Annotated in this window: 21 protein-coding genes; 8 read left to right on the top strand and 13 right to left on the bottom strand. The window is 57.3% G+C overall.

The features are described 5' to 3' along the window. Positions 1-86 precede the first annotated feature (86 nt). The 3 genes from HY868_05695 to iolB all read right to left on the bottom strand — a co-directional run bounded on the left by HY868_05695 (position 87) and on the right by iolB (position 2,516). Positions 87-761, bottom strand: a complete 675-nt coding sequence (locus tag HY868_05695; GenBank protein ID MBI5301611.1) for a bifunctional 4-hydroxy-2-oxoglutarate aldolase/2-dehydro-3-deoxy-phosphogluconate aldolase — start codon at positions 759-761, stop codon at positions 87-89. Between the two features lie 81 nt (positions 762-842). After that, positions 843-1,607: a 2-dehydro-3-deoxy-D-gluconate 5-dehydrogenase KduD gene (kduD, locus tag HY868_05690; protein MBI5301610.1), complete on the bottom strand. Its 765-nt coding sequence runs from the start codon at positions 1,605-1,607 to the stop codon at positions 843-845. A 93-nt stretch (positions 1,608-1,700) separates the two neighbouring features. Further along, positions 1,701-2,516, bottom strand: coding sequence for a 5-deoxy-glucuronate isomerase (iolB, locus tag HY868_05685; protein MBI5301609.1), 816 nt, complete (start codon positions 2,514-2,516; stop codon positions 1,701-1,703). 274 nt (positions 2,517-2,790) lie between these two features. On the opposite strand from iolB, the gene HY868_05680 reads away from it, so the two are divergent. The 5 genes from HY868_05680 to HY868_05660 all read left to right on the top strand — a co-directional run bounded on the left by HY868_05680 (position 2,791) and on the right by HY868_05660 (position 8,155). Beyond that, complete coding sequence (locus HY868_05680; protein MBI5301608.1) at positions 2,791-3,843, top strand: alcohol dehydrogenase catalytic domain-containing protein; 1,053 nt, start codon at positions 2,791-2,793, stop codon at positions 3,841-3,843. A gap of 62 nt (positions 3,844-3,905) precedes the next feature. Next, the gene (locus tag HY868_05675; GenBank protein ID MBI5301607.1) at positions 3,906-4,901 is read left to right on the top strand and encodes a Gfo/Idh/MocA family oxidoreductase; all 996 of its coding nucleotides are present in this window, start codon (positions 3,906-3,908) and stop codon (positions 4,899-4,901) included. Between the two features lie 116 nt (positions 4,902-5,017). Then, positions 5,018-6,046 carry an Ldh family oxidoreductase gene (locus tag HY868_05670; protein ID MBI5301606.1) on the top strand — a complete coding sequence of 343 codons (1,029 nt, stop codon included), beginning with the start codon at positions 5,018-5,020 and terminating at the stop codon, positions 6,044-6,046. A gap of 293 nt (positions 6,047-6,339) precedes the next feature. Continuing rightward, positions 6,340-7,095 (top strand): hypothetical protein, encoded by a 756-nt coding sequence (locus HY868_05665; protein MBI5301605.1) that lies wholly within the window; start codon positions 6,340-6,342, stop codon positions 7,093-7,095. Beyond that, positions 7,085-8,155 carry an amidohydrolase gene (locus HY868_05660; GenBank protein MBI5301604.1) on the top strand — a complete coding sequence of 357 codons (1,071 nt, stop codon included), beginning with the start codon at positions 7,085-7,087 and terminating at the stop codon, positions 8,153-8,155. Before HY868_05665 ends, HY868_05660 begins: the two co-directional genes overlap by 11 nt. Positions 8,156-8,207: 52 nt before the next feature. Here the strand turns inward: HY868_05660 and HY868_05655 are convergent, their stop codons facing one another. The 10 genes from HY868_05655 to HY868_05610 form a co-directional block, all read right to left on the bottom strand. After that, positions 8,208-8,978 carry a hypothetical protein gene (locus tag HY868_05655; protein ID MBI5301603.1) on the bottom strand — a complete coding sequence of 257 codons (771 nt, stop codon included), beginning with the start codon at positions 8,976-8,978 and terminating at the stop codon, positions 8,208-8,210. Positions 8,979-9,165: 187 nt separating this feature from the next. Further along, entirely contained in the window at positions 9,166-9,549 is a 384-nt protein-coding gene (locus tag HY868_05650) for a DUF3037 domain-containing protein (GenBank protein MBI5301602.1), read from the bottom strand. Further along, positions 9,527-10,309 (bottom strand): aminotransferase class I and II, encoded by a 783-nt coding sequence (locus HY868_05645; protein MBI5301601.1) that lies wholly within the window; start codon positions 10,307-10,309, stop codon positions 9,527-9,529. Before HY868_05645 ends, HY868_05650 begins: the two co-directional genes overlap by 23 nt. 26 nt (positions 10,310-10,335) lie before the next feature. Next, positions 10,336-13,311 carry an AAA family ATPase gene (locus HY868_05640; protein ID MBI5301600.1) on the bottom strand — a complete coding sequence of 992 codons (2,976 nt, stop codon included), beginning with the start codon at positions 13,309-13,311 and terminating at the stop codon, positions 10,336-10,338. A 31-nt stretch (positions 13,312-13,342) separates the two neighbouring features. Then, positions 13,343-14,368: a 4Fe-4S binding protein gene (locus HY868_05635; GenBank protein MBI5301599.1), complete on the bottom strand. Its 1,026-nt coding sequence runs from the start codon at positions 14,366-14,368 to the stop codon at positions 13,343-13,345. Between the two features lie 110 nt (positions 14,369-14,478). Then, the gene (locus HY868_05630; GenBank protein MBI5301598.1) at positions 14,479-15,987 is read right to left on the bottom strand and encodes a carboxypeptidase M32; all 1,509 of its coding nucleotides are present in this window, start codon (positions 15,985-15,987) and stop codon (positions 14,479-14,481) included. Between the two features lie 61 nt (positions 15,988-16,048). Continuing rightward, entirely contained in the window at positions 16,049-17,200 is a 1,152-nt protein-coding gene (locus HY868_05625; protein MBI5301597.1) for a deoxyguanosinetriphosphate triphosphohydrolase, read from the bottom strand. 53 nt (positions 17,201-17,253) lie between these two features. After that, positions 17,254-18,411: a chromate efflux transporter gene (gene chrA, locus HY868_05620; protein MBI5301596.1), complete on the bottom strand. Its 1,158-nt coding sequence runs from the start codon at positions 18,409-18,411 to the stop codon at positions 17,254-17,256. A 27-nt stretch (positions 18,412-18,438) separates the two neighbouring features. Continuing rightward, complete coding sequence (locus tag HY868_05615) at positions 18,439-19,098, bottom strand: response regulator transcription factor (protein MBI5301595.1); 660 nt, start codon at positions 19,096-19,098, stop codon at positions 18,439-18,441. Beyond that, positions 19,073-20,491 (bottom strand): sensor histidine kinase, encoded by a 1,419-nt coding sequence (locus HY868_05610; GenBank protein MBI5301594.1) that lies wholly within the window; start codon positions 20,489-20,491, stop codon positions 19,073-19,075. The genes HY868_05615 and HY868_05610 overlap by 26 nt, the downstream gene beginning before the upstream one ends. A 381-nt stretch (positions 20,492-20,872) precedes the next feature. Between HY868_05610 and HY868_05605 the strand changes: the two genes are divergently transcribed. The 3 genes from HY868_05605 (at position 20,873) to HY868_05595 (ending at position 26,299) form a co-directional block, all read left to right on the top strand. Further along, the gene (locus tag HY868_05605; protein ID MBI5301593.1) at positions 20,873-22,039 is read left to right on the top strand and encodes a cytochrome c3 family protein; all 1,167 of its coding nucleotides are present in this window, start codon (positions 20,873-20,875) and stop codon (positions 22,037-22,039) included. A 425-nt stretch (positions 22,040-22,464) separates the two neighbouring features. Beyond that, on the top strand, positions 22,465-24,444 hold the full coding sequence (locus HY868_05600; GenBank protein ID MBI5301592.1) for a hypothetical protein: 1,980 nt from the start codon (positions 22,465-22,467) through the stop codon (positions 24,442-24,444). Between the two features lie 367 nt (positions 24,445-24,811). Beyond that, the gene (locus tag HY868_05595; GenBank protein MBI5301591.1) at positions 24,812-26,299 is read left to right on the top strand and encodes a hypothetical protein; all 1,488 of its coding nucleotides are present in this window, start codon (positions 24,812-24,814) and stop codon (positions 26,297-26,299) included. The last annotated feature ends 218 nt before the right edge of the window (positions 26,300-26,517 follow it).

Here is a 26,517-nt window from a genome sequence, read left to right as displayed (position 1 = left end):
AGAATTCAGAATCCAGAATTCAGAATTCAGAAGATACGGAATCTTGCCCTTATTCTGAATTCTGGATTCTGACTACTGAATTCTGATTACTTGCCCCGCGCTTCTTTGACCCAGCTCAACACTTGCGACACCGCTTGTGCGATTTCGTCCCACTTGCCTTGCGCGATGCGTTCCTTGGTGATGAGATTCGAGCCGATGCCGAGCGCGGCAGTTCCCGCTTTCGTCCACGCGGTCACGCTTTCTTTCGTCGCTTCGACGCCACCCGTTGGCATGATGCGCGTCCAGGGTGTCGGTCCGAGAATGGATTTAACGAATTCCGGTCCGCCGACCAAGCCGCCGGGGAAAATTTTGCAAATCTCGACGCCCATCTCTTCGGCGGTGGCGATTTCGGTCGCGGTCGCGCACCCAGGACTGTACGCGATCTTACGGCGATTGCACAACCGCGCAACCTCTGGGTTGAACGAGGGTCCGACGACAAAGCACGCGCCCGCCGCGATGTAGAGCGCCGCGGTGTACGGGTCCACAATCGAGCCGACACCCAGCATCACTTTCGGATTCGCCTTGGCGAAATATTCGCTCAGGTCTTTGAAGACGAACGGCGCAAAGTCGCCGCGATTCGTGAACTCGATGCAACGCGCGCCACCCGCCGCGCACGCCTCGACAATTTTCTTGGCGAGTTCGAGATCGCCGTGGTAAAACACCGGCACGAGTCCGGTCTCGACCATCGTGTTGAGGACTTCGAGTCGTGTAAAGTGAGCCATGACAAAACTCCTTCGTTGTGTTGTTTCCTTGAGTTCCTACATTTCTCTCATTTCCCTTAAACCTCAAGAAAATGAGGGAACTTAACGCGCCAGCCACCCGCCATCCACCGGCACAATCGCGCCTTGCATGTAATCGGATGCAGCAGACGCGAGGAACACGACGATACCTTGCAGATCAGTCGCTTCGCCCCAACGCCCGGCGGGAATGCGGTCGAGAATAGATTGACTGCGCGCGGCATCCGCGCGTAGCGGCGCAGTGTTTTCGGTCGCCATGTAACCTGGCGCAATCGCGTTGACATTGATGTTGTGCTTCGCCCATTCGTTCGCGAGCGCGCGCGTCAACCCAGCCACCGCGCTTTTAGTCGAGGTGTACGACGGCACGAGGATGCCGCCCTGGAACGATAGCATCGAAGCGATGTTGATGATCTTGCCGCCGCCTTGCTTGACCATTTGCCGCGCCGCGGCTTGCGAAAGGAAAAAGACGGAACGCAAATTGATCGTCAATACATCGTCCCAGTCTTTTTCGCTGTACTCGAGCGCGGGCGCGCGGCGAATGATGCCCGCGTTGTTGATGAGAATATCGAGTCGTCCCAGCTGCGCGGTGATGTCGGCGACGATTTTGTTCAAGTCAGCCACGGATGCTTCGCGCAAATTGCACTTGACCGGCATAAAGCGCCGACCGAGCGCCGTGATCGCTTTTCCAGTTTCCGTCACATCCGAAATATCGAGCGCAACAATGTCCGCGCCGGCTTGCGCGAGCGCAATCGCGTATCCATGCCCCAGCCCTTGCGCCGCGCCGGTGACGAACGCGACCTTGCCATCGAGTTTGAATTGATCGAGAATCATTTTTCACTCCAGAAAGGATGAGGGATGAAGGATGAAGGATGAAACGAAGAAAATTCACGCGAAGCGTTCATCCTTCTGCTTTCATCCTTTACGCTAGTGTCCCAACGATTTTAACATGGGCACGGTTTTACTGACCCAGGCATAAGCCGGGTCGTCCGCCGTCGCTTGAACGCGATGATTGCCGGCGAGGAACCAGAGATAGTACGTCGTGTACCCCGGCGCGCTCGTGACGGTGTGATATCCTTTCGGCGCCATCAAAATCGTATTGTCGCGCACGATGTAACCCGTGTCGAGTTCATCGTTGTAATAACGCGTCATACCGAAGCCGTCGCCGGGATTCACCTTAAAGAAATACATTTCTTCGTGGTACGCTTCGCGCGGGAGATCGTCTTTTTCGTGACGATGCGGCGGGAACGTGCTCCAATTGCCGGACGGCGTAAACGTTTCGCCGACGATCAAGCGTTGCGCCGGCAAATCGGATTGGCTGGCGAGCGTGAGGATTTGATGATAGTTGCGCGAAAAATTCGCCGCGCCCCAGACTCCGCTCGCGACGCGTTCCGGCGGAATCACGTATGCGTTCGTATCGAGGTTGCTCGGCGCGCTAGGCAACGCGATATCGACGCGACCATGCGCGGTGATCGTAAAGTTCGCCAGGCAGGGAATGTAGACCGAGTACGGTTTGCCGGAAAATACATTCGGTCGCGCACCCAGGTTCGCAAACGTCTGACCGTTCACTTCAAACGTCGCCTTGCCGCCGAGAATCACCGCGCAAATCTCGCGGTTGCCACTCGCGGATTGGAATTTTTCGCCGTCGTTCAAGATGAGCAATTCCATATCGAGCAACTGGCACGCGTTGCTCGGCAAGCGATTCAGCCCTCTGGCGCTCGGCACAGATTCAAAATAATTCATCGCGATTCTCCTTCCAATTTGGATTTTGACTGATTTAGCAATGGACAAATCGCGCAAAATGTCCTACAATCAAGGCACAAATGCGCGTTTGAAAAACACCGAGGCAACTATACGATAATGTCGTCCAGCGATTTACAATATAGCACAATCAGCGCAGTGCTTCAATACACAATTTGGTCAAAATTCCCAATTGTTCATCCTTGCGAGGTTTCGCGCAAGCGCCTTCGCAACATTGGATTGAGTAGAACCAAAATTTCCAAGATAGGAGTCGAAAATGAAGGCAGGCGTTCTCTACAATGATCGTGACATTCGCGTCGGCGCTGCGCCCGACCCGCGCGTTGCGCCAGACGATGTGCTCATCGAAACGGGATTCGCCGGAATTTGCGGCACGGACGTGCACATCTATCGCGGCGAGTTTCATAGCCGCGTCAAGTTTCCCGCGATTCAAGGACACGAGTATGGCGGCATTGTGCGCGAGGTCGGCAAGAATGTGACGCGATTCAAACCGGGCGACCGCGTCGTCGTTGATCCGATTGTATCGTGTCACGCGTGTACCGCGTGTTTGACGGGACATATCAACGCGTGCCGCACGCTGAAATTGTTCGGCGTTGATCTCGACGGCGGCTTTGGACAATACACCGCGATTCCCGCGAGCCATGTGTTCGCCCTGCCGGATAACGTGCCGATGAAATTCGCGCCGATGGTCGAGATGTACGGGCTGGGTCATCACGTCCTGCAACGTGGCTTGGTTCAACCGGGTGAGAGTGTTGTGATCCTGGGTGCAGGCAAACTAGGTCTCTCGGTGCTCGATGTGTTGTGCCACAGCGTCAGCCCCGGTCTCACCATCGTCACCGATTTTCAACCGTTCCGCTTGGAGACCGCACGCAAACTCGGCGCGGATTACGCGATCAATGTGCATGACCAAGACCCAGTTGCGCGCGTGAACGAAATCACTCAGGGCGCGGGCGTGGATGTTGTCATCGAGACGATTGGGCATTATCACGAATTCCCCGGTCAAGACGCGCCGCTGCAACAAGCGGTCAAGATGATTCGCACCGCGGGTCGCATCGTCGCGTGCGGACTCGGCGAACAACTTTCGCCGGTGCATTTCAAGACGCTCGTCATCAAAGAAGCGCAACTCATCGCGTCGCGCGTGACGTGTGGCGAATTTCCGCGCGCGATTCGAATGATGTCGAAAGGCATCCTGCATCCCGAATTGCTCGTCACGCATCAAATGCCGATTCGCGATATTACACGCGCGTTCGCGCAAGCCGACTCCGACCAACCCGATACGATCAAGATCGTGCTGGATGTGCAGGAAACATAAGGACAACCCCACCCTTCCCTCCCCTTGCTAAGGGGAGGGTTAGGCAGGGGTCAGGAGCAACAATGTCACTAGAAACCATCCGCTGGGGTGTCATCGGCGCGGGAAATGTGTTCGAGTACAAGAGTGGTCCCGCGCTCTACAAAACGCCGCACTCTGAACTTACCGCCGTCATGCGAACGAGCATAGATAAAGCGCACGAGGTCGCCACGCGACACGGCGCGAAGCGTTGGTACACCGACGCAGCATCGCTCGTCAACGATCCCGATGTGAACGCGGTGTATATCGCGTCGCCGCACTATTTGCATCCCGAACACGTCGCACTCGCCGCGCGCGCCAAGAAAATCGTCTTGAGTGAAAAGCCGCTCGGCGTCACAACCACGCAAGCGCAAGCGTGTGTGGACGTGTGCAAAAAGAACGGCGTGCCACTGACGGTCGCGTACTATCGCCGATACTGGGCGATCACGCAAGCCATCAAGAAATTTGTACACGAAGGTGCGATCGGTCGCATCGTGCAAGCGCGCATCGGCGTGAGCGATTGGTTCAGCGGCGACAATGAACGCGCGTGGCTCTTGTCGCGCGAGAAATCCGGCGGCGACGCACTCGCGAACGTCGGCGCGCACTGGGTTGACCTCGTGCGTTACTTGCTCGGCGAACCGCGCGAGGTCGTCGCGCTGTGCTCGTCCACCGCCAGTGGATTCGAAACGGACGACACCGTCGGCGTGGACATGCGGCTCGACAACGACGCGCTCGTGTCGCTCCTCGTCACGCGACGCACGCCGGTCTCGACAAATGAATTCGACATCTTTGGCACCGAGGGAAGCATTCGCGTGTCTTCGCTCGTGGATGGCAAGTTGGTCTTGTATCGCAAAGGACACGACGCGGAGCCGATGCAATTTTCGCGCATTGGCGTGATGCACAGCGAACTCGTCGCCGCGCTCGTGCCGCGCATGTTGCGCGGCGAACCGTCACCGCTCCCCGGCGAAGAAGCCGTCGCCGTCTGGCGCGTGATGCAAGCCGCGTATCACTCCGCCGAGCAAGGCGTGCGAGTAAAAATCTAGTCAGGACGCGGATGAACGCGGAAAAATCCGGATTTTATTTTTTATCCGCGTTCATCCGCGTTCACACTTGCCCTGGCGGGAACGCAAGTGCCAGGGTCCGCGTCCCGTTCCCAAAAATGAGTAACGAAATTCGTATCAATCACTCCAACCTCATCGCCGCGATTCGCAGTGCGCTAGAACACGCCGGCGTGCCGGCGCACATCGCGCAAATCGAAGCCGAGATAATGGCAGAAGCAGATTTGATGGGAGTGCCTTCACACGGCGTTCGCATGTTGCCCGGTCTCGTGCGCGCGATTCACGAAGGCAGGGCGAGCGCCAATCCCAGCATCACGCTCACGCGCGAACGCGGCGCAACGTGCGTGCTCGACGGCGACAATGGACCTGGACGATTCGTTTCGCTCCAAGCGATGAATCGCGCGGTCGAAAAATCAAAATTGTTTGGCATCGGCGCGTGCATGGCGACGCGTGTGACGCACTGGGGACGCGCGTTCGCGTATGCGTACCGTGCCGCGCAAGCCGGGGCGATTGGCATTTGCATGACGAACGCGGTACCGAACATGCTGGGTTGGAATTCGACGCGACCATTGCTCGGCAACAACCCGCTTGCGATTGGCGTGCCGCGCGGACAACGCGAACCGGTCGTGCTCGACCTTGCGATGAGCCAAGCCGCGCTCGGCAAAGTGGGAACGTTTTCGCGCGAAGGCAAGGACGCGCCAACGGGCTGGGGCTTGGACAAGGACGGCAATCCAACGAACGACCCGCAAGAAATTCTCGCGAGCGGTCGCCTGTTGCCGTTCGGCGATCACAAGGGCACGGGGCTGGCGGTGATGATGGAACTGCTCACTGGCGCGCTATCGGGGATGATGCTTTCGCAAGAGGTTGTCGCGATTGACCACTCTGGACTTGACCCGAACACGAGCAAACTTTTTATCGCACTCGACCCGGATGCGTTTAGTACACGCGAACAACTCGCGAACAAATTCGAGCAACTTGCCGCGTGGTTGCGCGACGCCGAACCTGGATTGGACATTACGTTTCCCGGCGACCGCAGTTGGCAAACGCGCGAAATAAATCTGCGCGATGGCATCCCGATTCATCGGGACATCATCGCGCAGTTGCTAGCGGTGGGGGTTGAGTTGAGTTGATTGAAGGAAATGTGAAAGGTATCTTGCGATACACACGTTTGCCAGCGTAAACCACCTCCCCTAACCAGCCGCGACGGCGGCGGTAATTGGCGGGCAAGCATATCGCACCTTTTAACAGTCAGACCTTCGAGTCACTCACCGCGAAGGTCTTTTCATTTCCTCATCCCATCCAACTCAAAACAATCCGTATTTGTCCGCGCGCGAAGAGTCCGCGTCCCAAAATTCCCCCCCGCCTCTTGACAAATCACGCGCAATCGGCTATCAAAGGCGCATTGCAAATTCGAGGAGGGATTATGCAAATCAACCGGTATCCCGTCACGATTGACGGCGAGACCACGCACATCGGCACAGCGGGCGAACTCGCCATCGCGCTCGACGTGTTGCAAGGTCAGCGCGACCGCGACGTGTTGGCGCAATTGCGAATTCATCTCGCGGACATTATGGGCGGACCGCAAGGATTCGCGCGCACGCTCACCTCGCTCTCGCCCGACGATCAAATCTTTTTGATTGACGCGATTGGCGCGCGGCTCGCCGGCGTCATTCGCGAGGCGCGTTTCCTGCGCGATATTTTCGCGACGATGGCAGTCGTCGCCGTCGAGCGCAAAATGCTGACGACGCTCGGCGGCGACGGATTGCGCGCGCTCGTTCCGACCGCCGAAGAACTCGCCGAGATTCTCGAATGGCTGTACGGCGAGTGCGACCAGCAAGCCATCGAGTTGATCGGCACGCCACACCTCCGCCGCGTGATGCGCCACGCGTTAGATCTCGCGGTCGTGCTGAACGCGCTCGACGCGAACGGTAAACGCGACCTGCTCGACCGCATCGGGTGGGCGAACGCAAGCGCGCTCCTGCGCGATGGGATTGATCTCGCATTGCTGTTGCGCGCGCTGCCCACCGACCTCAGCGCGCGACTGCTCGGCGAGATGACGCGCGAACGAATCGTCGCGCTCATCGGCAACCCGCGCGACTGGGAATACTTGTGGCAACGGCTCGAACCAGCAGAAGGCAAACTGCTCGCGGAAAAACTGGGGGTGCCGTATGCCGCATGAACAAATTTCAACGTGGTCGCGCAATGCGAGCAAACCTGGGTCGCTCGCGCCATTGCGCGGTAGCAAATACAAAATGATCGACGCGCATTTGCACGTCGTCAATTTCATCCAGGAAACGCCGGGCGGCGAGGCGCTATTGCAATACATGGATCAAGCGAACATCGGCAAGACGGTGGTGTTCGGTTTGCCGGTATCAAAAGTGTGGACCGAGTACGACCGCGAAGCGCCCGACTATTATCTCGCGAACGATTCACCGTGTTACTATTATGGGTACACCGATGTGATCGTCGCCGAGCTGTACCGCCAACTCGCGCCCGCACAACAAGCGCGCATCTATCCGCTCATTTGCGGATTCAACCCGGTGGATCGGTACGCGCTGCGCCACATCGAACGATTGTACGAACAATACCCGGAGGTGTGGAGCGGCATCGGTGAAATCTTGTTGCGGCACGACGACCTCACCGCGTTCACGTACGGCGAAAATCCGCGCGCAAATCACAAAGCGTTGTGGCCCATCTATCAATTCGCCGCCGATCACGATCTGCCGGTGTTGTTGCATCAAAACGTCACGTCCGTCACCAAGAACGATCACCCGACGTACTTGCACGAACTCGAAGAGGCATTGCGCGAATTTCCGCGCACGCGATTTGTTTTCGCACACTGCGGCATGTCACGTCGCGTGAACGTGCCGTTCTACTATCAAATGGTCGAGCGTTTGCTCGAAGCGTACCCGCAGCTCTGCGTGGATTATTCGTGGATCGTGTACGATGTCGTCATCGCGCCGAACGGCGTGCCCAGCCCCGATTGGCTCGCGCTCACCGAAAAGTACAGCGACCGGATCATGCTCGGCTCCGACCTCGTGACGAAATTCGAGCGGCTCGGTCCCGAACTGCAACGGTACGATGTGTTCCTCGATCAACTGACCGAGACCGCGCGCGCGAACGTGTGCTGGCACACTGCCGAACGAATTTACGGCGGCAACAAAGGCAAGGTCAAACAGAAGAAAATTCAACCCGCGCCCGCGTGGCAAGCGATTCAACTCGCGGCGCAACTGGCGTAATTAAAAAGACCCTTTGGGTTTGAGAAACCCAAAGGGTCTTTTCAGTCCTCCATCAATTCATCCACCGAAAACTCAGCCCGATTTTCTCGCAGAGCGGCAAGTACGTCGCAGCTTGCTTGTCGAGTGAAACGCAACTGATCGCGTACGAATCGCGCCCACGCAAAATCAGATATTGCGCCGAAGCCAGGTTCACCGTTTGATTATTCGCGAGTTTCATCGGCAAGGTAAATTTGATCTCGACTATCTCGCCTGCCGCGCTTCTCATCCGACGAATACTGGGTTTGTACGCGGTAAGTTCTTTTTCGGACGCCTTGATCCAATCATCCAAGGTCAAATCGGTTTTCTCGACATCGTGAATCACATTCACGTTCGGCATAAATCCTTCGCGAGTCACATTGGCGGATGTTTCGTACCCGATGAACTTGATCTTGGCAACGACCTCGGTGGATTGCCCTTTGAGTGAACTGGCAAGCTGCGGATTCTTTTTCGCGATTTCGTCAAACTGCGCCGCGAGGTTGGACGGAGTCAATGTTTTGACTTCCCAGGTCGGCGGGGTCGCGATCGCAAACTTGTCTGACGTGATCGGGGTGAGTTTCCAACCCGGCGCGAGCGTCGGTGTGGGTACCGGGCGCGTTGGCGTAAATGTGGCGCGCGGCGTTGGCGTCGCCGGCAAAAACGACTGAGCCAACGCCGACGCCGCTTGCATTGGATCAGTGCCGGGTGGCTGACTTACGACAAAGTACCCCACCGGAGCAAGGCAACAAAACAGCAATACATTTCCAATCACGAGCGCGGTCAAAATGTTTCTCTGTTGTGACGTCATCGTGAACCTCCGCCGCGATTATACACGTGTTCGCGATGCGGTCAAAAAATCATCTCCACCCGCCGTCGTCTAAAGACCTGGACGGTTTCGTGAAACCGCCCAGGTCTTTAGAGCAAATGCCTGACGCGTTTATGGCACTGTCAGGTCTTGAATACAGCACACGCCGTAAATGAAATTGGACTATGCTCTATTCCACCATCTCCTTGAACAACCGGTCCAACTCGGCGCGTGGATCATCTGTCAAGCCGCCGTGCACCGGCGATACTTGAATGACGGTACTGCGCGGCGCGGCAAGCCACCGAAATCGTTCGCTTTGCGAAAGCGCCGCCAGTTCACCCGCCTGCGCATCGCCGGCGATGATGTGCGGAATCGCGTCAAGATGGCGTTGCGTTTCCTGTACGTCGAAATCCGGCGCGAGCGCGGCGAGACGCGCGGCATCTAAATGAATCCGCGCATCGAAGAATTGCCGCGCGCGGCACAACAGCATCACGCCGACATTGAGAAATTCCTCGCGTTCGACGTGCGGCACAATGCGAATCATCGCGTACTCAAACGCGTCGCGCGCGGGCATCTTTCGCCTCTTGCAAAAAAATCGCGGAGGATTCCAACCGATTGACCAAAAACTCGACGTACGCGCGGCGATGCTCGGTCAAATTCGCAAACTGGGGCTCATCGCCTAGCCACGCGTCCGGCACGCGCGCCACAATCTGCTGAAACGTATCTTGATTCAAACGCGCGCGCGCGAACGCGTCCGCGTCGCTCAACGCGCTCGCCCAACGGAGCAACACATGGTCCTGGACGAGCGAAAACGCGGTGCGGCTCGCGCCAAGATGATCGCCCCAGCGATGATGAAAGTACAGCGACGCGCCGTGATCAATCAACCACAACTCTTTTTGCCACCAGAGCAAATTGGTATTCCGCGCGGTGCGGTCAATGTTCGTCACAAATGCGTCGAACCACACGATGCGCGACGCCAGCTCCGCGTCCGGCGCGGGCTTGAGCACCGGGTTGAACGCGAACGCGCCAGGCAAGTAACGCAGACCCAGGTTCAAGCCGACGCTCATCCGAAGCAGATCGTAAATTTCCGGATCCGGTTCCGAAGGCGCGAACGCGGCATCCAATTCGATGAACGCGAGATCGGGCACACGCAAATCGAGCGCGCGACCGATTTCGCCGGCGATCCATTCCGCGATCAACGCCTTGCGCCCTTGCCCCGCACCGACGAATTTCATCACGTACTGTCCGCCGTCGTCAGTTTCGACAATCGCCGGCATCGAGCCGCCCTCGCGCAGCGGCGTAATGTAGCGAGTTGCGTTTAGTGTTCTAACCATCTCATTCCAAGTAGAGTATTCAGTATTCAGTGTTCACTGTTCACTGGCAGGTCGGTCGCCGCCACGCGTCCATTCTCCATCACAACGCGATGCGTGAACAAACGCTCGTCCACATGCACGTGACTGATGAGAAAAATCTGGTCGAACGCGCGCGCGATTTCACCTTCGGTCAGCAAATAGATCAACGCGTCCGCGCGTTCGTCGTCGAACGAACCAAGCGGCTCGTCGAGAAAGATGAACGACGGCGCGCTCCCGCGTTCTTGCGGCATCGTCGCGAGCGCGAACGCCAGGCGCAACGCGAGCGAGAATTGATCGCGCGTGCCGCCGCTAAAGATATTCTTTTCCTTGAACGCGTTCGCGCGTTCGTCCCACACCTGAATCTTGTACGATTCCGCATCCAGTTGCGCGTCGTGATAACGGTCGCGCGTGATCGTCGGCAGAATCCGCCGCATGTAATCCATCGTCGCGGGCAAGACCTTTTGCACGATGCGCCGCCGCGCGAGCGACACGATTTCGACGCCGCGCTCGCGCACGAGCGACTCACGCATCTTGTCTTGCCACTCGGCGCGACACGCGGCTGGGTCGAGCGGCTCGCCTGCCCACGCCAGTTCACGCGCGAGTTGCGTTTGCCGATCGCGCAACGAATGCACGCGCCCCACGAGTTCGCGTTGGTGCAAACGCAGCGCCGCTTCATCGCCCAGGTCGAGCGATTGCACGCGCGCGGCAAGTTGTTCGAGTTCGGCAAGCGTGGGCGTCTCGGATAAATTCGCCGCGCCAACCAGATCGCGCACCTGCGCGACCAGGATCGCCGCGTTGCGCGCGCGCGTCGCGCGTTCGCCCTGCCGCCGACCCAGTTCGCCTTCGAGGTCGCGCGCTTGCTTGACGACGGCTTCGCCGCCAAGCGCGTCGTACTCCGCGCGCAACTCTTTGCCAAAACCGTTATAATTTCCCGCTTCTAATTCCAAATTCCATTCCGCCGCATCCGGCTTGACGACTCGCGCGCGTTCGTACGCCTCACGCGCTTGAGCAAAAAACGTTTGCGTTTGCTGTTCGCGCCGCGCGATGTCTTGCGCGAATCGCGTCGCGTCGTTTACGCGACGTTGAATCTGTGCGAGCTCCGCGTCAATTTGAAAACGCGCGCGTTGCAATGCGTTCGCCTCCGGCGCGACGCCCGAAGTGTTCGCCGTTTCGTGAAGGCGCGCTTGCCCGCGCGCGAGAATCGCGTTCGCCTTTTGCGCGACGCGTTCACACTGTTCCCGCGCGACGCGTGGTTCGCCCGCAAACGCGTTTTGTTTTTGCAGTTCGCCGAGCACCGCGCGCGCGTTCGTCAATCGCTCGCGCGCGGCTTGCGCGTCCGCCCGCAATTCGTCCGCCGTCTTATTCTCCATCTCGCGCGCGATCATTACGCGCTTGGTATGCGCGAGGTCAACCGTCTCCGGAATCGCGACATCCATTTGCGCGAGACGCGCCTCCGCATTTTGTACGCGCGCCTGACGCGCTTGGACTGCAGATTGCTCCGCGTGCGCCTCGCCCTCGACCTGCCCCAACGCCTCCGCCGCACGCGACAGGTCGCGCCACAAGGTCATCGCGCGGAGCGCAAACATAATCACGACGATTGCCGCGAGCACGAAAAATATCGCGCCGAACATAATCGCGGTCGTCACCGCGCTTGCGCCAGCCAACGATAACACGCTAGCCGGCGCGGCAATCGTCGCGACAGTCAACGCAAGCAAGACAGCGGCAAAGCCGTACGTCTCAGTGCGAAACCGGCGCGCCAAATCATCGCGCGCGGATCGCTTGTCCGCGAGATCGGTTGCGACGCGCGTCGTCGCGGACAGTTCGTTGCGCGCGGCGATCCACTCGCCCAGCGCGTCGCCGATGGCGTACTCGCGCACGCGCGCCTCGGCTTGCGCGAGCGATGCTTCTTCGCGCGTGATCGTCGCGTCGAGTTCGCGCGCGCGCGTTTCGACGATCGCGATTTGCGCGGCGCGTTGTTGCGCCGCGTCGCGCGTCGCGCGAATGGAATCTAGTCGTTTGAGCCGCCGTTCGAGCCGCGCGAGTGTGTTGGCGCGTGCGACAAGTTGCGGCGCGGAATCCGCCGCGCGTTGCGCGTCGTTCTGCTCTTGTTTCAGTCGTTCGATCTCGCGCGCGTTATCGGACGTGCGCTCGACCGCGTCGCGCGCCTCTTTGACCGCGAGCATCGCTTGCTTGAGCGCGTCAATCCGCTCGACCTGTTGCGCGAGATGCGCGCGCCGGGCATTTTGCGTTTGAATCGTCGCATCCAATTGCGCGACCGCACGCGTCTCTTCGACCGCGCCAGAGACCGAGCGACTCAGGTCAATCAATTGCAGTTTCTCTTCGACGGCGCGTAACGCGAGTTCTTGCGCGGGCAAATCGGCTTGGATATCCGCGAGATCGGCGCGTTTCTTCAAGCGGTCGAGCAGCTGCTTGTCTTCCGCGCGAATTTTCAAATCGCCTTCGAGCGCGACGAGTTGATCGAGGTTCAATAATTTCGCGAGCGATTCTTCGCGCTTGGCGCGGCTCAGCCCTTCGAGTTTTTCGAGCTTCTTTTGCTCGACGAAACAGGTATTGAGCAACGCGTCGCCGTCGAAGCCGAGTTCGGCGACGAGGCGTTTATTGACGGCAGTGTTGCCGCGAATTTCTTCCAGCGGCTGACCGTCGTTTGCCACGTCGAGTTCCCAGGTGTTCGATTTGCCGCGCACAATCGTGCGCTTGATGCTCAAGACGCGCGCGCCAAATTGCACGTCCAATTCGACGCGCGCTTTCTCGACATCGTACCGAATCAGGTCGTCCAGTCCGCGCGCGCCGGTCTCGGTCGCGAGCGCGCTGCCAAAGAGCGCGAAGAAAATCGCTTCGAACAGCGTGGACTTGCCGGCTTCGTTTTTTCCTTGCACGAGCACGCGCGCGTGATCGGGAAAGCGTAATTCGATTTCTTGCAGTTGTTTAAAGTTGTGAGCGTACAGTCGTTTCAAGCGAATCATGTCTAAAAACCGTGTCGTGTGTGGAAGGAATTCACCAAGTCTCCCGTCCTTTTCTCCCGAAACGATACCACCCTTTTTGCATCATCCACACCAATCCATAACATACCAGTAATAGTCCAGCTGCCATGGTAACTTTTAGTTCCTGGGGAGCGCCCTGGCGCGCGGTGAACGTGAAGAAGATCGTTACGCCAATCCACAGTACTGCAACCGTCATGTCAAACGCTGACTTGCGCCGGCGTTTGAAAGACGTCTTGACAGCTCTACTCGCCGCATCGGCGTTCAATGAGACACCCTTCTCCCGCTGCATCCTAAAAGCGATTGCACCTGTAGGGCATCCATCGGTACATTTTAGGCAACGAATACAGTCCGCACTATTTACCTGACCATGATCTTTGAGGTTGCCTAAAACATCTACCTGCATTTCACACAAACGATTACATTTTCCACAGCCATTACATTCCTGATTCACCAAGCGTACTTTGCCGATCCCGATTCTGTTGAAAATCTTCAACAACGCACCAATCGGGCACAAGTAGCGACACCAGGCATGCCGACCGAAAAAGTAAAGCAGGACTGGTCCATAAAGAACAAAAGTAATCAATATCGAAATACCCGTTTGTTGCCCGCCCCAAGGTTCGGTGTCCGCCGCGTTAAATGTGAGCGTGGCGGGAACGCCATTGAGCCAATTTACCAACAGACTGCCGTACACTTTCGCGAACAGCGCGACAAAGGGTATCACCGCCAAATGTAAGGGCAACGTGTGCGGAAGCTTGAATTTAAGTTTGTCGCCGATACCCCATTCAACCAAATCGAGATAACCTCCAAACCAACAGAACCAGGCGCAGAATGCTCGTCCAAAGAGCAGTACGGACATCAAGACCAACATCCAAAACACGAATCCAGTATTCAATACGCCCCGCGAAAGTCCAGAAAATAGGGCTTCAATTCCGATACTGCCGACGGCGTGTGTACCCAGGACATACCAGGTGACCAGATGAATTGTCACGAGGAACAGCAGGAGTATTCTGCTCCATGCCCGGATTGTCTGTGTTTTCATCGGGTATCCCTGCTCCTCTCAGCCGCCCAATTGACGACTTGGCGTCGTGATGGATGGCAAGGGCATTGACGCAAAACACTTTCATTACATCACTCGCCGCTCGTCACTCGTCACTTGAGTTCGTAGATTTCGCCAAACTTGGTTTTGAGATACCGCATGTACAGCGCAACGTCCATCGGCGCGCCGACGACGCGTTGCAAGGTTTCTTGCGGCGTGAACTTGCGCCCGTGCCGATGCAATTTCTCGCGCAGCCACTCGCGCAACACCATAAACTCGCCGTGCTCGAACTGGGTATACAAATCGGGAATGTCCGCGAGCGCTTTTTCCCAAATCTGCGCGCTGACGATGTTGCCGAGCTGATACGTCGGGAAATAACCCAGCAACCCCACCGACCAATGCACATCTTGCAAACAACCCTGCGCGTCGTTGGGCACATCCACTCCCAGGTATTGTTTCATTCGCGCGTTCCACGCTTCGGGAATATCTTTTAGCGCGAGCGCGCCTTGCATAATTTCTTGTTCGAGTTCAAAGCGCACGATGATGTGCAAACCGTACGTCGCTTCGTCCGCTTCGACGCGGATGAACGACGGGTGCACGCGATTGACCGCGCGATAGAACGTTTCCATCTCGACGTGTTTGAGTTGATCGGGAAACGTCGCTTGGATTTTCGGATAAAAGAATGTCCAGAACGCGCGACTACGCCCGACGAGATTCTCCCACATGCGGCTTTGCGATTCGTGCAAACTGCTCGACACGCCGCGTGCAAGGAGCGAACGTTCCAAGTCGGGATCAATTCCGTTTTCGTACAAGCCGTGACCGCACTCGTGCATCGAACCGAATAGCGAAGGGTTGATAAAATCTTCATAGTATCGCGTCGTGATGCGAATGTCGGTGATGCCGGAATTGCTCGCGAATGGATGCACCGTTGGGTCGAGTCGCCACGAGTCCGAACGAAAGCCAAAGCGTTCGACGACGTTGAGCGCAAACTCGCGTTGCTGGTCAATTGGAAAATGTCCGTGCAAGCACGCGTCGCTCACCGCGTCCGCGCGTTCGCGAATTTGCGCGATGAGTGGAATCAACTCTTTTTTGAGCGCGTCGAAAATCGTCTTGACTTCGGCGGTTTTCATCCCGCGCTCGAAATCGTCGAGCAAGGGATCGTAGACGTGATCGTACGGCTGGAAGCACTCGACGTAGCGATGTTTGAGCGCGACGTTCTTTTCGAGGTGCGGCAGAAACAATTTGAAATCGGATTGCTTGCGCGCTTCCGCCCATGCCATTTGTCCCAACGACGCCGCGCGCGTCATTTCGACGCGCAGTTCGGTCGGCACGACGCGTTGCTTTTCGTAATCCGTGCGCGCGACGCGAATCAAACTTGCATCGTCCGAATCGAACGGCAAGGTGGCTTCGTACTCGCGCAGATCGTCGAGCAGTTTGCCAATTTCGTCCGAAGTAAATTTCGCGTGCGCGAGACGACCGAGCGTCGCCATTTGTTCGGCGCGCACCGCCGCGCCTTTCGGCGCCATCATCGTTTGCTGATCCCAACTGAGCACCGCGCCGATTTTGTTCAGGTCGGCGATTTCGGTCAAGCGAATTTTGAGTTCGGCGAATTGTGAGTTCATCCCAATCTCCATTGATTGTATAGTGTTTTTTTCGCAAATTGGAAATTTGCGTTACAGCCCATCAAACCTGAACACCTGGGTCGAACAGACGCAGGTACTCTTGCAGCGCGAAACGGTCGGTCATGCCGGCGATGTAATCGCACACGACGCGCGGCAAGGGGCGAAGGTTGACTTTGGCGCGCACCGACTTGGGTAGCACACGTGGGTTTTCCATAAACACCGTGAACAAACCCTCCAGCACTTGCTCGGCTTTCGCCGCCATGCGCGCGACGCGATAGTGGCGATAGAAATTTTCCATCAGATAATCTTTGAGCACACGATTCTTGCGCGTCACCTCGTCGGAAAACGCCGTGATCGGCTTGCCCACCGCGCGCAACGCGGCGACCGAATCAATTTGCTTTGCGCGCAACCGCGCATCGGTCGTCGTCACGAAATCAGTCACTTGCAAATTGACCAGCCAGCGGACAAAGCGGTGGCGCATTAAATCCGTAAAACGATCTTCGCACGCGCCGGTTTGCGCGCACCACTCTTGCCAAAACTCGATCGTGGGCAGATCGCGCGGATCGAGAATACCGGCGCGCAAGCCGTCGTCGAGATCGGCGGTGCTGTACGCGGTTTCGTCCGCCGCACTCGCAAATTGCGCTTCAATCGTCGCGGCTTCGAGCGGATTGTACTCGGTGGGATTCACAACATCGTACTCGGTTTCGTGCTTGGCAATCCCTTCGCGCACTTCGTACGTGAGATTCAAGCCAGGATAATCGTCATAGCGTTCTTCCAATTCCTCGATGATGCGGAGCGATTGAACTTGATGATCGAACCCGCCGTGTTCTTTCATCAATGCGTTGAGCGTATCGCCGCCCGAGTGACCGAACGGCGGATGACCGAGATCGTGCGCGAGACAAATCGCTTCGGTGAGGTCTTCGTTCGCGCCGAGCGCGCGCGCAAAGGTCTTGCCGATCTGCGCGACTTCGAGCGAGTGTGTGAGCCGCGTACGATAATAGTCGCCTTCGTAATTGACAAACACCTGGGTCTTGTATTCGAGCCGGCGAAACGCGGTCGTGTGAATGATCCGGTCGCGGTCGCGTTGGAACGCGGTGCGATAGGGGTGTTCGGGGTCGGGATATTTACGTCCGCGCGAAGCGCGGCTGGGCATGCCGTAGGGCGCGAGGCGCGCCAGTTCGAGTTGTTCCAATTCTTCACGCGAGACAAACATGGTCTACCTCCAGTGCAGGGATTATAGCACAATCTTGGGTTTGTGAATCGCGTTCATCCGCCGCGCCACAATCCGGTAATCAGTCCGATGCTTGCCCCCAATCCGATCACCCACGTCGGATTGACTTGAAATCGAAACATGAGGAGCAGTGCCGCGAGCGCCAATCCAACCGAGAGCGGGTCAACTAACGCGGCGCGCGCGAGGTGGAGCGTGACCGCCGCCATCAACCCGAGCGCGGCAATATTGACGCCATCGAGAAATCCACCTGCCCATGTCGAACCGCGCAGACGCGGAACGAGTGGATAAATGATCGCCACGTAAATGAAGGATGGAAGAAAAATAGCCAGCGTCGCCAACAACGCGCCAGGGAGACCACCGACGAGATAACCGATAAAAGTCGCCGTGGTAAAAACCGGACCGGGCGTCACTTGCCCAATTGCGATGGCATCAATCAATTGTTGGTCGGTGAGCCAACCCAGGCGCAGGACAAAATCCGCGCGGAGAAAAGCCAGCAAGACATAGCCACTGCCAAACAACACCGCGCCGATTTTGAGAAAAGTCAGAAACAGTACACCCAAACTGAACGGCGTCGCAACCAGTCCGAGAAGCGACGCACTGCCCAATGCTGGCAAATAAACCAGCTGCGCGCGCCCGACGCGTCCCAGGTTTCGGCTTGCCATCACGACCAATCCACCGGCGATCAACAACACGAGTTCATTTGCGCCGAGCAGGTACGCGACAAAAACGACAACCCCCACGACACTGGTCAGCCAACCCTTGACCGCGGTTCGTCCCAGATTCCACAATGCTTGAAGGATGATCGCGATCACGCCCGGCTTGATGCCGTACAACACCGCACCAACCTGGGGCAGCGCACCCACTTGCACGTACATCCAAGCCAGCGCGAGAACGAGCAGCATCGCGGGGAGGATAAAACACACGCCGCCAAGAATCAAGCCGCGCCAACCCGCGCGCACAAAACCGAGACTGATCGCCAACTCGGTGGAACTCGGTCCGGGGATGAGATTGACCATGCCGAGCAGATCGAGAAAGCGTTGTTCGTCCACCCACTTGCGGCGATGCACGGTCTCAGCGCGCAACATCGCGATGTGCGCGGCGGGTCCACCGAATGCAGTCAAACCGAGTTTCAGAAATAGCGCGGCGACATCGAACAGATCGCGTCGTTTTGCGAGAGGCACAGGAGGTAGCATGGCTGTGTTTTCGATTTAACGCGAGGGCTACTCCGCGCGCACATAGTCGCCGATGCGATGTGTCACCGCGTACGCCGCGGCGTGGGCGCGCGTGGCGAGATTCAATTTGCTGAGGATCGCGCTGACATAATTGCGGACAGTCTTTTCGCTGAGGAAAACGGCGGCAGCAATTTCGCGATTCGTCTTGCCTGCCGCGATGTGCGCGAGAATTTTGATTTCTTGTTCGTTCAATTTGGCGAACGCGTGCGTCTCCGCGCGGCGCGCCGTCTCGCGGACGCGCGCAAACACTTTTTGCATCAACGTCGGATCCACCAACGATTCGCCGCGCCCGACCGCGAGCAGCGCGTCCACGAGCGCGCCACTGCCGATTTGTTTGAGCACATAGCCCGACGCGCCGGCGGCAATCGCATCGAACAGCATTTCGTCTTCGGCGTAGGACGTAAGCATCACCACGCGCGTCTGCGGCGATTGCGCGATGATCGCGCGACACGCTTCGATGCCGCTCTGATCGGGCAGGCGAATGTCCAGCAACGCCACGTCCGGCTTGAGCCGCGCCGCTTTTTCGATGGCTTGCATTGCGTTACACGCTTCGTCCACGATTTCAAAATCGGCGTGGCGCGCGAGCAGAGTTCGCAAACCGATCCGTACAACTTCGTGATCGTCAACGAGTAGAATTCGCAGCGCCATCCTGTTCCTTCTGGCGCGTGAGCGGCGCCGTCACGCGCACTATCGTGCCCTGATTAGGTTCTGCCTGAATCGCCAGCTGCGCGCCGATGAGCTCGGCGCGTTCGCGCATATTCGTCAAACCCTGTCCCTGCCCGGGCGCAGGACTGGGTTTGGTCTGCCAGCCGACGCCGTTGTCCGCGATTTGCAGTTCGACCGCGTCTGGAAGGTACGTCAACGTGATGTTGACCCGCGTGGCGCGCGCGTGCTTGGCGACGTTGATCAATGCTTCACGCGCAATCGCGAGCATTTCTTTTTTCTGCGCCGTGGTCAGTTCATCGCGACGCGTACCGATGACGCGCAACTCGGCGTCAACCAGTGTTTGCAAACGAAACGCGCGCGCGAGTTCGCCGAGATCGGCGGCGCAATCGGTCGCGCCGGTCTCGCGCCGCAAGTCGAGAATGTAACTACGCAGGTCGCGAATCGTTTGATTCAACATGCCGATGACGTGATTGATTTTTTCTTTCGCCGGCGGCGCGTGCCCGTCGAGCGACAACGCGGCATCTTCGAGCATTAGCCCCGCGCCGTACAACGCTTGAATGATGCCATCGTGGAGTTCGCGCCCGATCCGCTCGCGGTCCGCCGAGACCGCGCGCGTTTGCGCGGCTTCTTCCAACTGGTGCTCCGTCTCGACGCTGAAAATTTCCAAGCCGCGAATGATGAGGTACGCGATCGAAATGCCGCACAGCGCGCGAAAGACGGCGGCGGAGACACCCAGGTTTTGATTGAACAGATCGTAATTCAGGACCGATGCCGGGAAAAAATTCGCGCGCGGTGTGATGGCGCAGAGAAATCCGTACCCCGCGAACGCGAATGCCGCGCCGCGAAAATAGCGCGCGATGCGCGCGAGGTTCATGCGTTGCGCTTGGCGCGCTTGGAGGTTCAAGCCCCACGCGGCGGCAAACGCGCCGGGCACGCCGAGCAAGTAGCGCGCGAGAATATCGCCGAGATCGAACGATTCCGTCCAGTCCATTGGCGCGACGATGAGCGCGCCCGCGCCCACCAGCGCCCACAGCGTAAACAGTCCCAGCGGCGCGGCGCGCGCGCTGGGCATGCTCAACGCGACGCCGAACTGGAACAAGGCAAAAAACGAAATCGCTTCCAAGAGCAAACGCACCAAGCGGAGCGCGTTGATTCCATCGGGGGAGAGATATGCGCGTTGAATCGGAATGAACACCGCGCCCCACTCGTAGACGCCGTGCACGATCCCAAAGAGTGCGAGCAATCCCAGATGTCGCGCCAACGCGATCTCGCTATGCTTGAACGATTGCAGCGCGACCGCCAAGCCCAGCACAAAGAACGCCTGACCGTATATGAAAAATACAATCTCGCGATTGAGTTGAAAGAATTCGCCCACCAGTCACCACCGATACAATTATTTTAACGCACGAATGCAAATTGAGCAAACGCCGCGCGGCGCCGGGACAAAACGGCAAAATAAGCGGGACACTTGTCCCTACCCCCACACCGCGAGTTACATTAAACTGCGATGAGAACGCGATGCCGAGGAAGGCATTTCGTTTTCTCTGCGTCCCCCAACGTCCTGATGCGGCGTTTGCGCGAATTGCGCGCGCGTTTCATCGCGACGTTTTTTATTTGCGCGCGCCCCGAGAAGACGCAGGACCACGCGCGCCAGTTCTGACGAGGGAACCCTGTGGCGCATAGAAAGGAGGCATGCCCCAACTACACCGGTTCGTTCGATTGAGCGGATGAGTCAAAATCAAAGAGGAGAACTCTAATGAATCTCACAAGAACCCTCGTCGTTCTGATTTCCGCGATTGTCACTCTGACCATCGCGGGAATCTTGTTCGCACTTCCGACGGACGCGCAGGGACCGGCATTTGGCGCAACATACGTCAAATCGGAAACCTGCAAGACCTGTCATCAAGGCATCTACGACACGTTTATGAAATCGGGACACCCGTGGAAAGTGAACAAGGTCGTAGATGGCAAACCGCCCACGCTGCCCTTTACCAAAATCGAAAAACTTCCAGAAGGATATACCTGGAATGACATTTCGTACGTCATCGGCGGCTACAACTGGAAGTATCGCTTTATGGATAAACAGGGTTACATCATCACAGACAAACCCGGCGCGACCGTCAGCGATACGAATTATTTGAACCAGTGGAACTTTACCAACCCCGCGGCTGGCAAAGACGCGGCGTGGAGCAAGTACAACTCTGGCACTAAGAACTTGAAGTACGATTGCGGTACCTGCCACACGACCGGTTACAAGCCGACCGGCAGTCAGGACAATCTGCCTGGCATCGTCGGCACGTGGAGTGAAACTGGGATCCAGTGCGAAGCGTGTCACGGTCCCGGCAGTTTGCACGCCGCGAATCCCTACGGCGTCGCGCTGAAAGTGGATCGCGATCCGGAGTTGTGCGGCAAGTGTCACCGCCGTAGCGACATCACGGTCATTGATGCAAAGAGCGGTTTGATAGATCACCACGAACAGTACGAAGAATTCTATCAAAGCAAGCACCTCTCGCTCAAGTGCGTGGATTGCCACAATCCGCATCAAGGCGTCGTGCACTTGCGTCAAGCGAACAAGCAAACGACGCGCACGTTGTGCGAGAACTGCCACTTTAAGGAAGCGCGCAATCAAGCGTCTGCCGCGCACCTCGCGATCAAGGTCGCGTGCGCGGATTGCCACATGCCGCGCATGATCGGTTCGAGCGCGTCCGTGGATGCCGCCAAGTTTGTAGGCGACATTCGCGTGCACATGTTCGCGATTGATCCGGAAGCCACCGCCCAATTCACGTCGGATGGCAAGGCAGTCGTTTCGCAAATCACGCTCGACTTTGCGTGCAAGTCGTGCCATGTTCAAGGCGGCAAAGCAAGCGTCAAAACCAACGACGAATTGAAAGCCAAAGCCAAGAACTATCACGCCCCGAAATAGCCCTCCCCTGGCGAGTCTCCCAACGGGTCGAGCGAGTCCGCTCGACCCGTTTTTCGCGCGCTTTTGACCATTCTTTGACCAGACTGAATTTGACTTTTGAACTCCTGCTTGTTATATTCGGATATGAGCAAGTGTGTGATTTGAGCGCGACGACGAATGTCGCGCCCGTTGCATTTTCCGAGCGTCTCGTCATGGCGCGCGCGAGCATGATTCGCGTGCAAACGAGACGCGTTTTTGTTTGCGGCTCAAACGCACCACTGTGCGTACCGTCCGATGCTGGACGAAATACTGGCAAGAATGTCGCGGTCATTCTGACGAGGGAATGCCCTGACGCGCTTGGCAATCGAAAGGAGGAGTGGAGAGGAAGCAATCCCGACTACAGACGTCAATCGGATAACCCAATTTACTCTCAGTGAGGAGATCACATGTCCAAAATCAAGACCCTCGTCATGATCACTGGGGTTGCCTTGCTCATCGCCGTTGCGGCGCTAATGCTGTTGTCCGCGCCGCAGAGTGTATCGGCGCAAGGTCCAACCCCGACGCCCAAGCCGCCGAACGCGGTCGTCAGCGTCGTTCCGGTCGCGGCAAACGCGACCAAAGATCCAAACGTCATCACCGGCACGATCAAAACCGTGACCGACACTGCGGTGGGCGAGTACAACCTCACCATCGCGATGGGCACGACCGGTTTGAATAACGTTCCGATCAATGTGCCCGTCACCGCGCAGTGCGTATCGGATGACGCCAAAAATCCTGGCAAGCCTGCGTGGTCGTTGATCAAACCGGCGGAATCCAAAGCGACACTTGCGTTCACCAACACCAAGCAAACCAAGTTCACGCCCGATGTGGTCGGTTGGTTCGCCGTCACTTGCAACCTGGGTGGCGGCGGTGAAGTGGGCGGCGTGCGCGTGTACGCGAACACGTTCGTCGGCATAACCGATGGCAAGTGCGAAACCTGCCACGCGACCAAGGTCGTCGAATGGAAGAAAACCGGTCACGCCAAAATCTTTACCGAAGAAATTGATGTCAAGCCCACGCACTATACTGAAAGTTGTGTGTCGTGTCACGTGACGGGTTACTTTGTGCCCCCCGTCGGCGCGGGCAGTGGTGGATTCAAAGATGCGGCAACCAAAGCCGGCTGGAAGATGCCAACCTGGAAAGAAATCGAAGCCGGTGGCAACTGGGACAAAGCACCCGCTCCCGTCAAAAACATGGCGAACATTCAATGCGAACAATGCCATGGTCCTGCCGGTGGACACGTCAAGGGTGAAGCCACGATGGCAACCAGCTTTAACGAAGGCGTGTGCAATATCTGCCACAATGGTTCGAGCCGCCACGACAAGGGCGAACAACTCAAGAACGCCGGTCACGCCGATCGCACCTCGCCCGCCTTCGCGATTGAAGGCATCGGCGAGCAAGCGTGCGTGCGTTGCCACTCAGGCGCGGGCTATGTGACCTTTACCAAGAACCCGACCAACCCTGCCGCCTGGGAAAACGAAAAGCAAACAATCTCTTGCGCGACCTGCCACGATCCGCACGACGACAAGAACGCGTGGCAATTGCGTATCAGCGGCACCGCGCAACTTGTCGGCTTGCCGTTCAAAGTGACCAAGGAAGTCGGTCTCTCGGCAACCTGCTTTGAATGCCACAACAGCCGCGTCAGCTCGGAAGCATTTGCTGCTGGCACATCCACAAGCACCCCGCACTATAGTAGCATCGCGGAATTGATCAGCGACACCGGCGGCGTTACCTACGGCGCGACCGTACCGAACTCGCCGCATGGTACAATCGTTGGCGTTGCGCCCGTCGCGAACCCCGCTTACGACGCGGTCAAGAATCCTGATGTCGCCAAGTTCCTGTGGAGTTCGCCGGCAGACACCAAGGGTAACATTCCGGGTCCGTGCGTCGCATGCCACATGTGGGCGCCCATCAGCGATCAAAAAGATGCGAACTATGACAAAGTCGGTGGACACTCATTCAACACCAAAAGCCCGGATGGCAAGTTCGATTACACCGCGTCCTGCAAGTCGTGCCACGGCGATCAAAAGAGTTTCAACCTAACCGCCAAAGCCGACTATGACGGCAACGGCAAGACCGAAGGCGTGCAAGACGAAGTCAAGGGCTTGCTGAACGTCGTATGGAAGACCTTGGAAGCCAAGGGCTTTAAGAAAGTGGACACGGGCTATCCGTACGCCACCTTACCGCAAGGCGCGGACTTGAAACTTCGCAGTGCCTGGTTCAACTTCCGCCTTGTCTACGGCGTGATGTGGGGCACGGACACCGGCAACGGCAACGAAGGCAAGGCGCAAGCCATGCACAATTTCAAACGCTCGGTCGCGCTGTTGCAACTCTCGCTCAAAGACCTGAACGGCTCATTGCCAGCCGGTATGACGGAGATGAAGTAATCAAGCGCGCGCGCCGCGAGCCATAATCTCATCTACATTCGAACAATTTAGACACATCGTTATCGCAACCAGACAACAACGTCGAACCATTCACCTACGTGACACCTATCGCGGCAAACGCGAGCGGGCGGGATCGAATCTCCGATTTGATCCCGCCCGCACCATTTCTACCCGTTCCGTCCAACTCAATATCTTCGCCATAATGATTTCGCCCGCTCAAGACTTGCGAAGTTTTTGAAAACTTCGCAAGTCCGAAACTCCGTTTGGCGAAGGTGTTGTCCAACTGAAATCAGGAAAACGAAAAAATTGACGAACACGACGCGACGCGATAAAATGGAATTGAACATGTAAATCGTCAAGGACGCCGATGAACGAATCGCACCTCAAATTCCCCGCCTGGTTTCACAATCCGTTCCTCCAAATCGTGGTCGTCGGTTTGTTTAGCTGGATTGCTTATCTTCATCTCACGTTGACTTATCCGCTCCAAGGAATGTTAGAGCGGCACCTCCTCACCGACTTTGGTCGCGCACAGAACTGGAGTCAGGCGTCGCTCATTGATTTCCTCATCTCGATTTTTGGCGCGTTCTTTTTGTATCTCCTCGCCTGGCGCATCGTGAGCCGCCACCCCTCCGATCACCGCTTACTCTGGTTGATCATTGCGTTTGCCGCGCTCTTTGCCGTGACCCTGCTCGCGATGTATCCGATCACCGCGACGGATGTCTTCGAGTACGTTTTTCACAGCCGGATCTTGACGCACTATGGACAGAATCCACTCGCCGTTCCACCAATCGTTTTCAAGGGCGATCCGTTCTTGAAAATGGTGAATTGGGCGCGGCATCCTTCGCCGTACGGTCCACTGTGGGTTTTGCTCACCGTGCCGGGGAGTTTGATCGCCGGCAATGACCTGATGTTGAACCTCGTCTTGATGCGCGGATTGCCGGTTGTATTTCTGCTGAGTTGCGCGCTCGTGATCGCCGCGACGCTGCGACACAAAAACCCTGGTCAGCAACTCATCGGCACTCTGCTTTTCGCATGGAACCCGCTGGTGATGTTCGAAGCCGCCGGCAACACGCATAATGGTATCATCATGATGTTTTTCGCGCTCGGCGCGATCTATCTCCTCGTGCGCCAACGGTGGGCTTGGGTCATTCCGGTGCTCATCGCGTCCGTGCTCGTCAAATATATCACTGCGATATTGGTTCTGCCTTTTCTGATCTATTGTTGGCGCGCGCAGGAAGGACGACGCCAACAGGTCGCCTACCTCATCAAGACGTCCGCCATCACGGCGTTGTTCATCGGCGCGATTATCCTACCATTTCTCCAAGTGCCGGTCGGATTGTTGGAGGAAGCGAATTTCTACAGTCTGCTAGCGATTCCCTCGCTTGCCTACAACGTGCTGTTGCCTGGCATAGGCGACAAACCGGCTAAAGCATTGACGATCATCGGGTCGTTTATTTCGTATTTGCTGGTGTACGCGTTCAGCTTGCGGATGCTTCTGCGCCAGCAACGACCGTACTCGCTGATCGTGTTGAGCACATGGCTGGTCGTCGCGTATCTCGGAATCGCGTGCATGCACTTTCAGCCCTGGTTTGTGATTTGGCCCCTCACTCTCGGCATCTGGGTCAGCCATCCCCTCGCGCGCCGTGTGCTCGTCGTGTTCACAGCATCGGCGTTATTGTCGTATGCCGCCAATTTCGTATGGATTTGGAATTTCAAAGTGATGCAAAGTTTGCAGGTCAACATGATGTTCGTCGCGGTCATCTTCGCGCCGCCGATGGTGGTGGGTGTGCTTGGGCGGATGCGGCAACTGCAATGGCTTTCGCCGCGCCGGTGGATGCTTCGCATGCGCGCGTAAAATTCGAGACTGTGGATTATGCCGCGCGTGTTTGCTTCGCTCTGCGCAAAAACGGTGTGAGCTGCGCCCGGGAAAATGAGTATACCGCAAAAGTGTCGGGGCTTGCGTAGAACCATCTATTGAATAAACTGCAGGTGCGTGTGAATCTTGCGCCAGGAGTCAAGCAATGTCTCGTCAGCAATCACGCCCACAACGGGAAGCCGCATTTTTAGGACTCG

Source organism: Chloroflexota bacterium (assembly GCA_016219275.1).
Classification (GTDB): Bacteria; Chloroflexota; Anaerolineae; order UBA4142; family UBA4142; genus JACRBM01.
The sequence above is the reverse complement of the archived record's forward strand: the minus strand, read 5'-3'. Positions and strand labels throughout refer to the sequence as shown.

Bases quoted from the DNA above. Each gene is read 5' to 3' on its own strand.
- HY868_05695 (MBI5301611.1), bottom strand. From the start codon at position 761: ATGGCTCACTTTACACGACTCGAAGTCCTCAACACGATGGTCGAGACC.
- HY868_05635 (MBI5301599.1), bottom strand. From the start codon at position 14,368: ATGAAAACACAGACAATCCGGGCATGGAGCAGAATACTCCTGCTGTTC.
- chrA (MBI5301596.1), bottom strand. From the start codon at position 18,411: ATGCTACCTCCTGTGCCTCTCGCAAAACGACGCGATCTGTTCGATGTC.
- HY868_05665 (MBI5301605.1), top strand. From the start codon at position 6,340: ATGCAAATCAACCGGTATCCCGTCACGATTGACGGCGAGACCACGCAC.
- HY868_05645 (MBI5301601.1), bottom strand. From the start codon at position 10,309: ATGGTTAGAACACTAAACGCAACTCGCTACATTACGCCGCTGCGCGAG.
- HY868_05630 (MBI5301598.1), bottom strand. From the start codon at position 15,987: ATGAACTCACAATTCGCCGAACTCAAAATTCGCTTGACCGAAATCGCC.
- HY868_05675 (MBI5301607.1), top strand. From the start codon at position 3,906: ATGTCACTAGAAACCATCCGCTGGGGTGTCATCGGCGCGGGAAATGTG.
- HY868_05655 (MBI5301603.1), bottom strand. From the start codon at position 8,978: ATGACGTCACAACAGAGAAACATTTTGACCGCGCTCGTGATTGGAAAT.
- iolB (MBI5301609.1), bottom strand. From the start codon at position 2,516: ATGAATTATTTTGAATCTGTGCCGAGCGCCAGAGGGCTGAATCGCTTG.
- HY868_05595 (MBI5301591.1), top strand. From the start codon at position 24,812: ATGAACGAATCGCACCTCAAATTCCCCGCCTGGTTTCACAATCCGTTC.
- HY868_05640 (MBI5301600.1), bottom strand. From the start codon at position 13,311: ATGATTCGCTTGAAACGACTGTACGCTCACAACTTTAAACAACTGCAA.
- HY868_05680 (MBI5301608.1), top strand. From the start codon at position 2,791: ATGAAGGCAGGCGTTCTCTACAATGATCGTGACATTCGCGTCGGCGCT.
- HY868_05660 (MBI5301604.1), top strand. From the start codon at position 7,085: ATGCCGCATGAACAAATTTCAACGTGGTCGCGCAATGCGAGCAAACCT.
- kduD (MBI5301610.1), bottom strand. From the start codon at position 1,607: ATGATTCTCGATCAATTCAAACTCGATGGCAAGGTCGCGTTCGTCACC.
- HY868_05600 (MBI5301592.1), top strand. From the start codon at position 22,465: ATGTCCAAAATCAAGACCCTCGTCATGATCACTGGGGTTGCCTTGCTC.
- HY868_05650 (MBI5301602.1), bottom strand. From the start codon at position 9,549: ATGCCCGCGCGCGACGCGTTTGAGTACGCGATGATTCGCATTGTGCCG.
- HY868_05605 (MBI5301593.1), top strand. From the start codon at position 20,873: ATGAATCTCACAAGAACCCTCGTCGTTCTGATTTCCGCGATTGTCACT.
- HY868_05615 (MBI5301595.1), bottom strand. From the start codon at position 19,098: ATGGCGCTGCGAATTCTACTCGTTGACGATCACGAAGTTGTACGGATC.
- HY868_05670 (MBI5301606.1), top strand. From the start codon at position 5,018: ATGAGTAACGAAATTCGTATCAATCACTCCAACCTCATCGCCGCGATT.
- HY868_05625 (MBI5301597.1), bottom strand. From the start codon at position 17,200: ATGTTTGTCTCGCGTGAAGAATTGGAACAACTCGAACTGGCGCGCCTC.